Origin of the sequence: Rhizobium sp. BR 249, from assembly GCF_047445895.1 — a bacterium.
In the GTDB taxonomy this organism is placed as follows: domain Bacteria; phylum Pseudomonadota; class Alphaproteobacteria; order Rhizobiales; family Rhizobiaceae; genus Rhizobium.
On the sequence record NZ_JARWKX010000005.1, the window covers coordinates 65,626 to 80,702 of the forward strand.

Consider the following 15,077-nt stretch of genomic DNA (forward strand, 5'->3'; position numbering starts at 1 on the left):
CCGGGCAAACGCCCGGCCATTTCGCGTTTGATGACAAAATGTATTGAAGACCCCTCCCCAACCCCTCCCCACAAGGGGGAGGGGCCAACCTGCCGTGCCCGTTGCCTTCCATTCCAAGGTTTCATCCGCAGAAGGCTCGATGCTAGGTGCAGTTGGTTGCCACGCGTTAGTCCCTCCCCCTTGTGGGGAGGGGTTGGGGAGGGGTTTTGGCCCTACTCCCCGCCCTGAATCCCCGAGACCACGATATCCTGGTCGATCACCGACAGCGCCCGGTTCAGATGCCCCTCGAAAACCAGGATCTGCTCCTCGGCGACCACGCGGATCTCCGGCATGCCCTCCATGCGCACGATATGCGACTGCCCCAGCCCCTCTTCGATGCCCTGGCGCAGCAGGTCGTAATACCGCGTGCCCGGGCCGGTGATGGCGATCGGCATGCGTTCCGTCAGGCTCAGCATGCGCGACAGGCCGTTGCCGAGCGCAAGGCCCGCCTGGCGGAAGGCGAAGGCGGAGGTGCGGTGGCCCTGGCGGGCTTTCACGGCGATCTTGTCGAGCTCCGCCACCGGCACGAATTTCGCCGGGATCGTATCGAGCGGCACTTCGAAGGCGCTGCGCAGGATGGCGTAGAAACCGGCATAGGCTTCGATGCAGCCGCGTGTGCCGCAGCGGCAGAGCCCGCCATTGGCCATGTGCAGCATGTGGCCGAAATTCGGCGCCGAGACCTGGCCGGTCGGCCCGCCGCGCCGAACGATGCCGAGGCCGATGCTGTGGCCGAGCGAGAGCGCCGCGAGCGAACGGAAATCGGCGCCCTTGGCAATCTCCTCGCGCGCCCCCAGCGCTGCGGCAACCAGCAGCGTCTCGTTGTCGAGGATCACCTTGGCCTGCCAGTCCGGCCTGAGCGCCGATTCGAAATCGATCCGGTCGCTGCCGAAGATCGGCGACCAGAGGAGCACCGGCTCGGCCGAATCGACCAGCCCCTTGCTGCTGATCGAAATCAGCAGCACTTTTTCCTGGCCGATCCGGGAACGGTCGAGAATCCGCGAAAGCCCGGCGCGCACCCCTGCCACGAAACGGGCAGCCCCCGAAGGATCATGCGAGCGCTCCTCGCTGAAGCGGTCGATCAGCTTGCCGGCATAATCGACCAGTGAATATTGCACGGCATCGGAGGAGATGATGACGACGATGAGATAGCCGCAGTCGCGCCGCTGGCGCAGAAGCACGCGCGGACGCCCGCGGCCGCTCGCCGCCTGCTGCTCGGATTTTTCGATGATCTGGGCCTTTTCCAGGTCGGCCGTGATCGCCGAGATGGTGGCCGAGGAAAGGCCGGTATGGTCGGAGATCTCGGTATGGGCGAGCGCGCCGTGGCGGCGCAGCACGGACAGCACGAGCACGCTGTTTCTCTGCCGGACCAGCTCCGTGCTCGACTTGGTCAGCATGAATGCCGCCCTCTCCTCCTGCTAGCCCTACCCGTGATTTCCACTGCATCTCCGGCCGCCTCGGCGCAAGCGAATTAAGCCGGTAGTGCAGAGTTGACAGTTGAAAAAATCTCTGACATCAAATTTCTCGACTGTCGAGAAAAAAATCCGAACCTTCTCGACAGGCTTATCGCGGTGGCCGGAGGAAGCATGGGCTGGGCCGGTCGCAACTCACTCGGGAGGACATTATGAAGTCTATTTTGAAACTGATGGCCGGCGCTGCCATCCTCGTTTCCGTGCATACTGCCGCCATGGCTGCCGATCTCGTCGTCGGCGTTTCCTGGTCGAATTTCCAGGAAGAGCGTTGGAAGACCGACGAAGCCGCCATCAAGAAGGCTCTCGAAGCCAAGGGCGCCAAATATATTTCCGCTGACGCGCAGTCCTCGGCCGCAAAGCAGCTCACCGACGTCGAATCGCTGATCTCGCAGGGCGCCAACGCGCTGATCATCCTCGCCCAGGATTCCGACGCGATCGGCCCGGCCATCGAAAAGGCCGCTGCCGAAGGCATCCCAGTCGTCGGCTACGACCGCCTGATCGAAAACCCGGCCGCCTTCTACATCACCTTCGACAACAAGGAAGTCGGCCGCCTGCAGGCCGAGGGCGTCTTCAAGGTCAAGCCGGAAGGCAACTACGTCTTCATCAAGGGCTCGTCCTCCGACCCGAACGCGGACTTCCTGTTCTCGGGCCAGCAGGAAGTGCTGAAGGCCGCCATCGACGCCGGCAAGATCAAGAATGTGGGCGAAGCCTATACCGACGGCTGGCTGCCGGAGAATGCTCAGCGCAACATGGAGCAGTTCCTGACCGCCAACAACAACAAGGTTGACGCCGTCGTCGCCTCCAACGACGGCACGGCCGGCGGCGCGATCGCAGCGCTCGACGCCCAGGGCCTCGCCGGCTCCGTTCCGGTTTCCGGCCAGGACGGCGACAAGGCGGCTCTGAACCGCATCGCTCTCGGCACGCAGACGGTTTCCGTCTGGAAGGACAGCCGCGAACTCGGCAAGCGCGCCGCTGAAATCGCTCTCGACCTCGCCGGCGGCAAGGACATGAGCAAGATCGACGGCGCCCAGACCTTCAAGGGCGGCCCGAAGGGCGTCGAAATGAACTCGGTCTTCCTGAAGCCGCTGGCGATCACCAAGGACAACCTGAACGTCGTCATCGACGCCGGCTGGATCTCCAAGGCTGAAGCTTGCCAGGGCGTCAAGGCCGACACGGTCGCTGCCTGCAAGTAAACCAGGACTGAACTGAAATGACCGGCGCCGCAGCGAAACACCGCTGCGGCGCCGGGTGCGGACGAGAACTCCGACGACCAGGTTTTCGCCGCCTCGCCGCACCATCGCGGCCTTTCATTCCCTGCCGGACCGATGCCGCAAAGCGATGCGGCCGGCTTCCGGAAGCATCGCGATGGTCAGTTGAAGACAGACGAATGACGCCGATGGCGGCCTCTGGCACGCCGGCGCACCCGTCCAAACAAAATTGGGGAACGGCAAACCCATGGCCGAAATGGTAAAATCAACGACTTCGAGCGGACCGCGAACGGCGGAAGCCAATCCGGTGGCCCGCTTCTTCCGCGCAACGGAGATCGATACGCGTCTGCTCGGCATGATCGGCGCGCTCATCATCATCTGGATCGGTTTCCACATCATCACCGGCGGCCTGTTCCTGACCCCGCGCAATCTCTGGAACCTCTCGGTCCAGACGACTGACATCGCGATCATGACGACGGGCATGGTGCTGATCATCGTCACCCGCAACATCGACCTGTCGGTCGGCTCCGTGCTCGGCCTCTGCGGCATGATCATGGGCGTCACCCAGGCGCAGATCCTGCCGCAATATCTCGGCTTCGACAGCCCCTTCACCTGGGCGATCACGCTGCTGGTCGGCATCATCGCCGGCTGCCTGATCGGCGCCTTCCAGGGCATCATCATCGCCTTCCTGAACGTTCCCTCCTTCATCGTCACCCTCGGCGGCCTGCTCGTCTGGCGCGGCGCCACCTGGCTCGTCACCAGCGGCCAGACGGTGGCGCCCATGGACCAGACCTTCCGCATCATGGGCGGAGGCGCAGAGGGCTCGATCGGCGCCACCTGGAGCTGGGTCGTCGGCATCGCCGCCTGCCTCTTCGTCGTCGCCAGCATCGTCGGCTCGCGCCGCCAGCGCCGCCGCTTCGGCTTCCCGCGCCGGCCAATGTGGGCCGAATATTTCCTCGCGACACTCAGCTGCGTGCTGATCCTCGGCGCCGTCTGGATCGCCAACAGCTATTACTGGCCGATCAACATCGCCAAGAAATATGCCGAGACCAACAATATCCCCTGGCCCGAAACCGGCCTGGACATTCCCTACGGCATCGCCGTGCCGGTGCTGATCGCCATCATCGTCGGCATCATCATGACCTTCATCGCCACCCGCCTGCGCTTCGGCCGCTACGTCTTCGCGATCGGCGGCAACCCTGAGGCGGCCGAACTCGCCGGCATCAAGACCCGCTGGGTCACGGTGCGCATCTTCGCGCTGATGGGCATTCTGGCAGCCGTCGCGGCGGCGATCTCCACCGCCCGCCTCAACGCCGCCACCAATGCGCAGGGCACGCTCGACGAGCTCTACACCATCGCCGCCGCCGTCATCGGCGGAACGTCGCTCGCAGGCGGCACCGGCACCATCGCCGGCGCCATGCTCGGCGCGCTCGTCATGCAGTCGCTGCAGTCGGGCATGGTTCTCGCCCATGTCGATACGCCGCTGCAGAGCGTCGTCGTCGGCACCGTCCTCGTCGTCGCGGTCTGGCTCGACACCGTATACCGCTCCCGTGCCAAGTGAGAGGAGCCCTAGACATGGCTGATCAACGCACTCCCCTCGTGGAACTGAAAAACATCTCGATCTCCTTCGGCGGCATCCATGCCGTGGACAATGCCTCGGTCGATCTCTACCCCGGCGAAGTCGTCGCCCTTCTCGGCCATAACGGCGCCGGCAAGTCGACGCTGATCAAGATCCTCTCCGGCGCCTACAAGCGCGACTCGGGCGATATCCTGATCAATGGCGAGCCGGCCGACATTCGCAATCCGCGCGATGCCAAGAAATACGGCATCGAGACGATCTACCAGACCCTCGCCGTCGCCGATAATGTCGACGCCGCCGCCAACCTCTATCTCGGCCGCGAGCTGAAGACCCGCTGGGGCACGCTCGACGACGTCGCGATGGAAGCCTCGGCCCGCGAAGTGATGGGGCGGCTCAACCCCAACTTCAAGCGCTTCAAGGAGCCGGTGAAGGCGCTCTCGGGCGGACAGCGGCAATCGGTGGCGATCGCCCGCGCGATCCTCTTCAACGCCCGCATCCTGATCATGGACGAGCCGACGGCGGCACTCGGCCCCCAGGAGACGGCGCAGGTCGGCGAGCTGATCAAGCAGCTGAAGAAGGAAGGCATCGGCATCTTCCTCATCAGCCACGACATCCACGACGTCTTCGACCTCGCCGACCGCGTCTCGGTGATGAAGAACGGCCAGGTCGTCGGCCACGCCCGCACCGAGGACGTGACCAAGGACGAGGTGCTCGGCATGATCATCCTCGGCAAGGTGCCGCCCAAAGCCATCCCCGGCCCCGGCGCCATGCAGATCTGACCGCAGCAAGGTCATCGCCTACGAAAACCCCACTCCGCCGCCCGCAAGGCCGGCGGAGTTTTTTGTGCCTGTGGGCTCTCCACCCGATGATTTCGCCCGGCAAGGAGGTTTGGAAGGACGTTTTTAAGGAGGCCCAACATTTTCAAAAATGCGCAAACCGACGAAGCCCTTTGCCCCTCCCATCCATTTTTTAAAATGTTGACCCTTCTTAAAAACCTCCTTGTCAGAGATAACTGACTGATTTCTCTCATCTCCAGTGGAAGAGAGGTTTTTAAGCGACCGAAAATCGGCTCTTCTGTTTTGTATACAGGATCTGCTTTCGCAGCCGCATCAAGCCAAAGCCGGAGCGCAAACACGCTCCAACCCGCAAACCGAACGACGCGCCAAGCCCTCGGCCGCCGGCCTGACGGACAAAAATCCCCGCCAAACCGCAAGCACCCGTATTTCTGAGAATTTCCCGATTGAAGCCAGCCGCAAGCTAGGCTAAGAACCACCCATCGGACAGGCGATTCAAACCGCCCTCGGCATGCACCCGTAGCTCAGCTGGATAGAGTGTTGGATTCCGATTCCAAAGGTCACAGGTTCGAATCCTGTCGGGTGCGCCATATTTCATAGGTCGAGAAGGCCTTGAGCACGCTCAACAACAGCGACAAAATACCTCGATCTGTCTAACACCCGTGCGTCAGTATTCACCGGGTACGAAAACAACGATCCTATTGCTCAAAACTTTCGCGAAGCGTCATGAGATAACGCCGGCACCGCCACTCTTTTCGGCTTCGCTCCGCATCACCCTGCCCTCCTGAAACGCCAACCAAATTCATTCCAAACAGGATCGAAGGCCACTTCTCCGCGTACGGCTGCCGGCACGCGCACGTAACGCGGTAAACCTGATGGGCTGGGGTGCATCATCTATAAATTAATGAATCGGAGATTTCATTCTGACCGACGATTGACGAATGCCTACGCTTCGGCAAATCTGCTCGAATAACGGGTGAGGGACTCATGAACACAATTGAAGAAAGCCTGCGCGCCATATCGGAGCGCATAAAGTCGCATTCGAGCACAATGGCAACCGAGGAGGCAGTCAAGACTGCTGTTGTGTTACCATTCTTGCGAGCCCTTGGATATGACGTCTTCGACCCAACAGAAGTTGTGCCCGAATTTACTGCTGACGCCGTCGGAAAGAAGGGTGAAAAGGTCGATTACGCCATCAAGATCGACAACGAAATTCGCATCCTAATCGAATGCAAGCCGATATCGGTGGCGCTCGATAAGAAACATTTGGATCAGCTCTACCGCTATTTCAGCGTTACCAACGCGAAATTCGCTATCCTTACCAACGGACGGACATTCAACTTCTACACCGATCTGGAGGCGCCTAACAAACTCGATACGAGGCCATTTTTCATTTTCGACGTGACGGATTTTAACGCCGGCATCGTCACGGAACTCCGCAAATTCGAGAAGTCTGCCTTCGACGTGGCCGCCATCCTCGCGACGGCCGAACGCCTCAAGTATACCTCCGGCGTCAAGCAGGTGATAGCCAAACTCATCGAAGAGCCCACCGAGGAATTCGTGCGAATCGCATCCGGCGGCGTCTACGAAGGACGAATGACTGCGCAGGTGAAGGAGATGCTCAGCGGAGTGGTGAGAACGGCATTCCGTGAAGTCATCATGGATACCGTGAAGAGTCGCCTTTCCAGCGCGCTTGCCGATACCGAAGAAGTGATTGAAAAAATAGATACTCCTGTTGAAGACGAACCTGAGGTCGTCACCACAGAAGAGGAACGTGAAGGCTATATGATCGTCAAAGCCATTGTTCGAGATACGATCAGCCCAAAGCGCGTGGTGATGCGTGACCAGAAAACGTACTGCGGCATACTCATCGACAATAACAATCGAAAGCCGCTCGCCCGTTTATGGTTTAATCGCTCGGTCAAGTATATCGGGCTATTCGACGGTGACAATGAAGAGCGACTGATTGTCGATAGCCTAGATCAGATTTACGAGTTCAGCGATCGGTTGCGCGTAACCGCGAAGAAGTATTCCGAGCAATGACGACAAAGGAGAGTATCAACGCGTCCTCCTATTAGGATCTGAAAGCTCGATGGCGCCGTTGTAGTTGCTAAGCCATTTCGGGCATGAGCGAAAGTTGGGAATCCTAGTTGATCGGTAGTGAGAACGACAGCTGGATCATGCAGAGCCAGCGCGGGGCGACGTAATTGTTGCCCTCTATAACGGCACCGGCCTATCAGAGAGTGCGGGATTCAAGCGATGAAATTTTCAGCCTGCGCGTCTGCATTTATTTATGTCGCTCACAAACACGACCTAACTTATCCGGGCATCGAGGTCTTTCTGTGTCTGTAGGCTGCTCTTCCCTCAGCCCGTTCGTCCCAGTAACGAAAGTTGCGGCCCTGATGAAACGCGACCCCTACAACCAAATTAGACGAACATCTTCTCTGAAGGCGTTGACAGGGAATCAACTGAATGGACTATAGCGCCATGGAAACAGAGAACTTGATCGGTGTCGGCCTCTACACCCCAGCGGAAGCTGGCAGGCTGTTGCGCATCTCGCCCGGCAAGCTCTCACGGTGGCTGCGCGGCCACCGCATTGGAAACAAGTTCTATCCGCCTCTATGGACGCCGGAAATCTCGCTCGGAGACGAGCGCGTTTTCCTTGGTTTTCGCGATCTCATGGAGGCTCGTGTTGCCGATGCTTTCATCGCGGCCGGCGTGTCGGCAATCAAGGTGCGGGCGGCGATCGACACAGCCAAAGAGGTAATTGGCGAGGCCCGACCGCTATCGACAAATCGCTTTCGCACAGATGGCCGGGAAATCTTCCTTCACATCATTCAGAAGGACGAGGATGGTGAGCAGCGTGAGCATCTGCTGAACCTCTTCCGGCGCCAATTCGTATTCAATGGCATTCTTGATCCGATCCTGAAAACCGTCGACTTCGGCTCCGATGGAAATCCGCTTATCTGGTGGCCCGGCGGACGGCGGCTCAACGTCATCGTAGATCCCACGCGCTCGTTCGGCCAGCCGATCGACGCCGCCTCCAGTGTGCCAACCGCTGTGCTCGCAGCAGCTGCGGAACAAGAAGGCGGCATCCGTGGTGCAGCGAAAGCCTACGACGTGAGCGAGGCTTCCGTTCGGCATGCGGTGGAATTCGAAGCCATGATGGAGCAGCGGCTAGCGGCGTGAACGTCTTCTTCGACAATTGCACGTCTCCGATTTTAGCCAGCACCCTGCACGGGTTCATTCATCACGACGGCCATAACGCGATTCACATTCGCGATGTATCTGGCCTCCCAAATGGCCGCCACTCGAAGGATGTGGATCGATTTCTTGCGCCGCTCTAACGACGAATGGATGTTCGTTTCAGGCGATGGCCGTGTCCTCAAGAACCCGGCGGAACGTGCGGCGCTAAGATCGGCTGGGCTGCATGGTTTCATATTGGCGCCCGCCTATCAGAAAACGCCTATGAACCAGGTAGCTTCCGTGCTCGTCTGGCGATGGCCTGAGATCCTGCAGATCACTCGTTTGCTTGCACCACCCTCAATGCATGAGGTGCCCATCAACAAGGGCACGAGATTGCGCGCACTTCCAATGTAACCGCCGCCATCAATCACCGTTACGGTTCGATCTGGCAGGTTATCTTGAAACCGGACGCTTGGCCCGCTTCCACATCCCCTCGTTAGCAATTTATTGACCATAAGCTGGCTTTACTAAACCTGATGGATGCGGCGTACCCGCCCGTCGCCAAACGTTTCGTGTAGGACGGGTGTGTTCGTGTTGAAGTATCCAGTGCAAAGTTTGTCGGGCCGAGTTGCCACGCTCCTCTCGCGCACAAAACGTTTTGCAGCGCAGGCCATTCTCCCGGCTCTGATTGCACTCCCGGCCCTCGTCGGCTCTGCCTCCCTCGCCTCAGCCGAAGATCGCGCCCTCAAGCTGTTCTTTACCCATACGGGCGAGAAGGCCACGATTACCTACAAGCGCAATGGAAAGTTCGATCCAAAAGGTCTTGCCCAGATCAATCGGTTTCTGCGCGACTGGCGAAGGAACGAGCCGACCCGGATGGATCCACGGCTGCTCGACCTGGTCTGGGAAGTGTATAAGAAGAGCGGCGGCAGGGATTACATCCACGTCGTCTCCGCCTATCGTTCCCCTGCCACCAACAACATGCTCCGCAACCGCTCGCGCAGCACCGGCGTCGCCAAGAAGAGCCAGCACATGCTGGGCAAGGCGATGGATTTTTACGTCCCCGGCGTGAAGCTTGCGACGCTGCGGGCAACGGCCATGCAGATGCAGGTCGGCGGTGTCGGATATTATCCGACCTCGGGATCGCCCTTCGTGCATCTCGACGTCGGCAATGTCCGGGCCTGGCCCCGCATGAGCAGGCAGGAGCTCGCGCGCATATTCCCGAATGGGCAGACGATGCATCTTCCGGCCGATGGCCGGCCGCTGCCGGGATACAATCAGGCGGTTGCCAGCCACAAGAAGCGCGTCAGCTCCACCTCGATCCAGATCGCCAGCACTGCCGGAGAAGACGAAGACGCGGGAGCGCCGGCCACGCCGAGCGCCGGCACCGCAGACAGCAAGCTCGTGACAGCGCTTCTGCCGACGCCGAAAAGCCGGGCATTGAATGCGCTGGCGCTGCAGACCGGCGCGGCCGAGCGGGATGAGAAACCCTCCGCTCCCGAACTGTCATCCTTGCCGATTCCGATACCGGCGATGCGCCCGCCTGCCCTTGGCAGCGACGCGGGCACGGATGACAAACTGCAGACGGCCTCGATCGACCCGATTTCAGCACTTCCGGAGAGACGGCCGCCTGCATTGCCAGCCCACGCCCGCTTCCATCCCCTCATCGTTGAACGGGAGGCATCCAGGCAGGGCGCCGATATGATCGCCTCCCTGCCCATGACCGCTTCCTGGGAGGAAGCCGATTTCCTTGAATCGACGTCCGACGCGGCGCTGATGAAATGGGCGCTGCATTCTCCCGGCGCGACGATGGAGTTGAGCGCGCCGCGCGTTTCCCCCCGCACGGTTCATCGTGAGGCTCGTGTCGCGACCTCAGGTGAGGACGTTCCGGTCGCCGCCGCAGGCCCGTTCGATGCCAGCCGGTTTGCATCGCCCCCGGAGGGCTGACCTCGATCATCAACGTGTGGTCAGGAGCGCCGGAAACCGTGGTGGAACAGCCGCTGGCGACCTGAGGCAAATGAGCCTGATACGCACATTGAATGACTGGCCTTCCTCCCGGCTTCAGCGTTTACTGGATTGGTCTGGCGGAGGAAGCAGACCATGGCCATGTATCTCACACGCTTCAGTTACACGCCCGAGACCTGGGCGCGCATGATCGAAAGCCCCGAGGATCGCCGGGAGGCGGCGCGCAGCTACATCGAATCCGTCGGCGGCAAACTCCATGGGTTCTGGTACGCCTTCGGCGAGCATGACGGGTGGAACCTGTGGGAGGCGCCCGACAACGTATCGATGGCGGCCGTCGCCCTTGCCATCGGCGCAGGCGGCGCGCTCAGCTCTTTCGAGACCACCGTCCTGCTCGACGTCGAGGAGACGATCCAGGCCTTGGAAAAGGCGAAGTCGATCCGGTATCGCCCGCCGGGAGCGTAGGCCGCCGTACAATTCCGGCTGTTCAGTCACTTATCGCGCAAGGCGAGCCGTTCAAAGAACCGCTGCCTCGCGCTGTTCAACGACACCGGTTTCAGAGCGGTATGGCGTTCGGGTCAACCGGCGTTGCGGGTGTGGGTGCAGGTGCGGGCGTCGGCTTCGATGTGGGCGCCGGTGTGGAGGTCTTCATCGAACTCCCATTTGATTCACTCTGCCCAAATGCCTGGTTCATCATGTCTTTCATGAATTTTTCGTCCTGCTTTCTCAGCTCAATATCCCGATACATTTGCTCGCACCCCTGCAGGAGGCTTCCTGCTGTCAGGAGCACCGCGCAGAGAACGGCACCGTGTCGAATACGACTGACTGGAATTGGCATGTGAGTATGGCCCCCTCAATAAAGATTGCGCGCGGCGTCTGGCTGAACGCGCCGCGCTGTTGATCATTCAATCAGCCGTTGCCCTTGGTCCTCGTCTTCAGGAGGGACGTGACCGTCAGGGGCAACGGCGGTCGCTGCTATCAGAGGATTGTTTGTTCAATATTTGAGGCCGCAAAAACCGGCATGGGTGCGAGCGCGCCGGTCGGCGCGGGAAAGGCTGAAAGGAGAGATAACGGTCAGGCGCCGGCGGCGGAACCGATGCTGCGCAGGACGAAATCAGGAATGACCCGTCTGCCGTACAGGCGCGAGACATGCGCGATCATGTTGCGCATGACGTTTGCGCGCCCCTCTTGCGAGGTAACGTGGCGCGCGGAGGTAAAGTAGAGATATTCGATCGCCGCGGCAGCGTGATCAGGCCCGAGGCCGGCAAGCACCCGTTCCGAGGCTTCCAGCAGTTTCCGATCCGGCTGAGCCGCCATCCAACCGATCATGAGAGCGATCTGCGGCGGGCAGTCCGATCCGAGGTTTGATATGTCGGTGGCCTCGGCCGCCGAAGAGGGGCTATGGCCCGCAGCCAGCATGGCGATGCACTTCAAGACCCTGAGATGGCGATGGAACTCCGTGCCCGCCTCGGCCGTTCTGATGCCCTGATCGAAGAAGGCGACCGCTTCGTCGAAACGTCCGCGTGCATAGCTGAGCTGCCCGAGAATGGGCAGGCCCGGGGTGGAATCCTGCGTGCGGGTCAGGGCACGTTCGGCAAGTTCCGCGGCAAGTTCGAGATGGCCGCGATTGATGAAATAAAGAAGCTTGGCGGCCCCCAGCATCAACAGCGGCTTGTCATCGATTTCGGGCAGGCACTCCAGCACGGTGTCTTCGATCTCGCTTTCGATGCGATCGCGCTCTTCCAGGCTGATGCGATCCCCGAACGGATTGGTCAGGACAAGGCGCGCGAAGAGGTGCATGCACCACTGGATCGCGGCGTCGGCATCGAAGGGATCCTGCTCGCGGCTGCTGGCAAGCCGCTCGCCGCTGGCCAGCCATTTCGGATTCGAGGTGGACAGCAGGCGTGAGGCGCTTTTGAGCCGTACCTCAGGCGTTTCATCGCTGGGTACGCCGAGCCCGTCGGAAGCATCTTTCAGGGCCTGCTGCAAGGCTGCGGCAAGGCCTTCGGAGAGGCGCGCCGCCTCGTTGATGAAGGACATATCGTCCCCGGCATCGAGATGCAGGCGAAAAGCTTTAACGATGCGCTTCGAGGGCATTTCCCGCAGCGTGGCCGCACAATTGAGACGGCCGCTATCTCCATGCAAACCGGCATCGGCATGAAAGCTCACCTGCAAGAGATAGCGCGCCTTGTCATAGGCGGCGAGAATGTTTCTCTCCGTAACGACGACCTTGCGGCCGGCGCCGATCGCCGGCGCGATCCTGTCCCGCAGCCTGTCCATCAGCGACAGGCCTTGCTGGCGCAGCGGATGTTTCTGCAGCTCGAAGCTGGGGGCGATGATCAGGAAGGCATCGATCGGGCCGGGTCGGGACGGGGTGGCGATCCAGACATAGCCCTCGCCATATTGGGTCGCGATGTAGATGGGGGACTTGGCGTTGTCGCCGAGCTTCAACCGCAATCTGTTGACCAGAAAATCGATATTGCGGTCGGACGCATCCGATCCCGGCTGGGCGATCTCATCCAGCAGACGGTTGCGGCTCATGAGACGGCGCGGATTGCCGGTGAAAGCCAGCAGCAAAGCGCGTTCGTTTCTGGTGAACTGGATCGTCTGTCCATTGCGATGGGCGAACATGCAGGCTTCATCAATGACCAGATCTCCAAAACGGAGATTGTCCGCCTTTCCGGCATCCGCAAATGAAATCATCTCAGTCCAAACCCAAACGGGCGATCGCCGCACATTGCGCGATCGAATGGCCCTGCCCCCAAAATATGAACTGCTTATAAGGCCAGTCTGCGCAAGACAATATACGTCGTTTGACCGAAACGATCGGGCGCCGCGACCGCTTTCGGCGAGCCGTCGCCTACTCGCTCTGCCTAAAATTCCGTATGCGATCGAACAGCACCGCCAGCACGATCGCCCCGCCGATAAATGTCCCCTGCCAGAAAGCGTTGATGCCGAGCAGGCCGAGGCTGTTGCGGATCACCTCGATCAGCGCCGCTCCCACCAGCGCCCCGAAGGCGGTGCCGACGCCGCCGGCGAGGTTGGCGCCGCCGATGACGGCGGCGGCGATGACCTGGAGCTCCATGCCGGCGCCGATATTGGTGGTGACGGCGCCGAGCCAGCCGGTCTGCACGATGCCGGCAATGCCGGCAGACAGCGCCGAGATCATGTAGACGACGACCTTGATGGTGCGCACGGGCACGCCGGTCAGCGTCGCGGCGTGTTCATTGCCGCCGATGGCAAAGATATAGCGGCCGAAGCGCGTCCAGCGCAGCACGAAGCCGGTCAGGAGCGCCAGGATGATCATGTAGAGAACCGGATTGGCGATGCCGAGGAACCAGGCGCCGCCGCCGAGCGCCAGCAGCTGGTCGTGGTCGGGACCGAACTGGAAGACGACGGTGTTGTTCGATGCGACCATGGCGAGGCTTCGCGCAATCGACAGCATGCCGAGCGTCACCACGAAGGGCGGGAAATCGAGATAGGCGATCATCACGCCGTTGAAGGCGCCGACCACGAGTGCGGTGCCGATCGCCGCCGCAATGCCGATTTCGATGCTGTAGCCGGCATTCATGGTCACCGCCAGCACCATGCTGCAGAGGCAGAGCACCGATCCCACCGAGAGGTCGATGCCGCCGGTGATGATGACGAGCGTCATGCCGAGCGCGATGATCGCGACGAAGGTGACGTTGCGGGTGATGTTGTAGAGGTTCTTCGCCGTCGCAAAGGAATCGGTGGCGAAGGAGAGGAAGATGCAGGCAAGCACGACGGCGATCAGCACCCAGAAAGTCTGGCTGCCGACAAATTCCGAAAGCCGGCTTCGCTCTCTCTGTGCAATCGTCTGCTCAAGGGTAGTTGCCATCGTCGACCTTCGTTTCTCCCGCTAGGGGCATTCTCCTGATAGAAACAGCGGCGCCGATCAAACCTGTTCGATGGCGCCTGTTATGAGACCCGTGACTTCCTCCGGCGAACTCGCCGCGATCGATTTGTCGGCAACTTTCCTGCCCCGGCGCATGACGATGACCCGGTCGGCGACGGTGAACACGTCGGGCATGCGGTGGCTGATCAAGACGACCGCGATGCCCCGGTCGCGCAGCTCGCGGATCAGGTTGAGCACCTCCGCCACCTGGCGGACGGAAATCGCGGCCGTCGGCTCATCCATCAGCACGATCTTCGCTTCCGAGAGCATGGTGCGGGCGATCGCCACCGCCTGCCGCTGGCCGCCCGACATCTGCTTGACGAGATCGCGTGGGCGCGTTTCCGATTTCAGCTCCTTGAAGATCTCGCCGGCGCGGCGATACATCGTCTTGTAATCGAGCACCTTCAGAGGGCCGATGCCGCGGCGCAGCTCCCGCCCGAGGAAGACGTTCGCCGCCGCCGTCAGATTGTTGCAGAGCGCCAGATCCTGATGGACGATTTCTATGCCGTGCTGGCGCGCCTCGACCGGGCGGTGCATGACGATTTCCTTGCCGTCGAGGCGCATCGTGCCTTCGCTCGGCCGGAAGTTGCCGGCGATCATCTTGACCAGCGTGCTTTTTCCTGCGCCGTTATCGCCCATCAGGCCGACGACCTGGCCGGCTTCGAGCGAAAACGACACGTCGTTCACGGCCTGGATGGCGCCGAAGTGTTTCGAGATATTGGTGAGTTCGAGAACCGCAACCAGCCGACCACCCTCCCAGGAATCCGCAGGCTTGCCGTCGCGGCCCGCTGGCCGCCAGACGCCTGCGATCCCGCTTTGCCGATCTCCTCCCGGAAAAGCGATTGTGCTCATTTACGCAAAAGCTTGAAGAACCGTCAATCAATTGTCCGCGCAACCGGCCCGCCGACGCGAAAATCTACTTTC

Annotated in this window: 12 protein-coding genes and 1 tRNA gene; 9 read left to right on the forward strand and 4 right to left on the reverse strand. The window is 61.0% G+C overall.

Annotation, left to right across the window (positions count from 1 at the left end; all coding sequences use genetic code 11):
* Positions 1-212: 212 nt before the first annotated feature.
* Positions 213-1,433 (reverse strand): ROK family protein, encoded by a 1,221-nt coding sequence (locus QD408_RS06685; protein ID WP_414138756.1) that lies wholly within the window; start codon positions 1,431-1,433, stop codon positions 213-215.
* Between the two features lie 227 nt (positions 1,434-1,660).
* Here QD408_RS06685 and xylF point away from each other — a divergent pair, with 227 nt between their 5' ends.
* The 9 genes from xylF (at position 1,661) to QD408_RS06730 (ending at position 10,702) form a co-directional block, all read left to right on the forward strand.
* On the forward strand, positions 1,661-2,701 hold the full coding sequence (gene xylF, locus QD408_RS06690) for a D-xylose ABC transporter substrate-binding protein (RefSeq protein WP_088684679.1): 1,041 nt from the start codon (positions 1,661-1,663) through the stop codon (positions 2,699-2,701).
* A gap of 262 nt (positions 2,702-2,963) precedes the next feature.
* A complete protein-coding gene (locus QD408_RS06695; protein WP_088684680.1) occupies positions 2,964-4,277 on the forward strand; it encodes a sugar ABC transporter permease in 1,314 nt (437 codons plus the stop codon).
* A 14-nt stretch (positions 4,278-4,291) separates the two neighbouring features.
* A complete protein-coding gene (locus QD408_RS06700) occupies positions 4,292-5,074 on the forward strand; it encodes an ATP-binding cassette domain-containing protein (RefSeq protein WP_088672941.1) in 783 nt (260 codons plus the stop codon).
* A gap of 528 nt (positions 5,075-5,602) precedes the next feature.
* Positions 5,603-5,679, forward strand: a tRNA-Arg gene (locus QD408_RS06705).
* Positions 5,680-6,076: 397 nt separating this feature from the next.
* Positions 6,077-7,132, forward strand: coding sequence for a type I restriction endonuclease (locus QD408_RS06710; protein WP_414138757.1), 1,056 nt, complete (start codon positions 6,077-6,079; stop codon positions 7,130-7,132).
* Positions 7,133-7,561: 429 nt separating this feature from the next.
* Entirely contained in the window at positions 7,562-8,278 is a 717-nt protein-coding gene (locus QD408_RS06715; RefSeq protein ID WP_414138758.1) for a hypothetical protein, read from the forward strand.
* A 168-nt stretch (positions 8,279-8,446) separates the two neighbouring features.
* Complete coding sequence (locus QD408_RS06720; protein ID WP_414138852.1) at positions 8,447-8,689, forward strand: hypothetical protein; 243 nt, start codon at positions 8,447-8,449, stop codon at positions 8,687-8,689.
* Positions 8,690-8,815: 126 nt separating this feature from the next.
* Positions 8,816-10,222, forward strand: coding sequence for a DUF882 domain-containing protein (locus QD408_RS06725; protein WP_414138759.1), 1,407 nt, complete (start codon positions 8,816-8,818; stop codon positions 10,220-10,222).
* A 153-nt stretch (positions 10,223-10,375) separates the two neighbouring features.
* Positions 10,376-10,702, forward strand: coding sequence for a GYD domain-containing protein (locus tag QD408_RS06730; RefSeq protein WP_414138760.1), 327 nt, complete (start codon positions 10,376-10,378; stop codon positions 10,700-10,702).
* 609 nt (positions 10,703-11,311) lie between these two features.
* Here QD408_RS06730 and QD408_RS06735 read toward each other — a convergent pair.
* From QD408_RS06735 to QD408_RS06745, 3 genes are all read right to left on the reverse strand, one after another.
* The gene (locus QD408_RS06735) at positions 11,312-12,868 is read right to left on the reverse strand and encodes a winged helix-turn-helix domain-containing protein (protein WP_414138761.1); all 1,557 of its coding nucleotides are present in this window, start codon (positions 12,866-12,868) and stop codon (positions 11,312-11,314) included.
* 229 nt (positions 12,869-13,097) lie between these two features.
* Positions 13,098-14,096, reverse strand: a complete 999-nt coding sequence (locus tag QD408_RS06740; protein WP_088684685.1) for an ABC transporter permease — start codon at positions 14,094-14,096, stop codon at positions 13,098-13,100.
* A 57-nt stretch (positions 14,097-14,153) separates the two neighbouring features.
* Positions 14,154-15,005 carry an ATP-binding cassette domain-containing protein gene (locus QD408_RS06745; RefSeq protein ID WP_414138762.1) on the reverse strand — a complete coding sequence of 284 codons (852 nt, stop codon included), beginning with the start codon at positions 15,003-15,005 and terminating at the stop codon, positions 14,154-14,156.
* Positions 15,006-15,077: the final 72 nt, after the last annotated feature.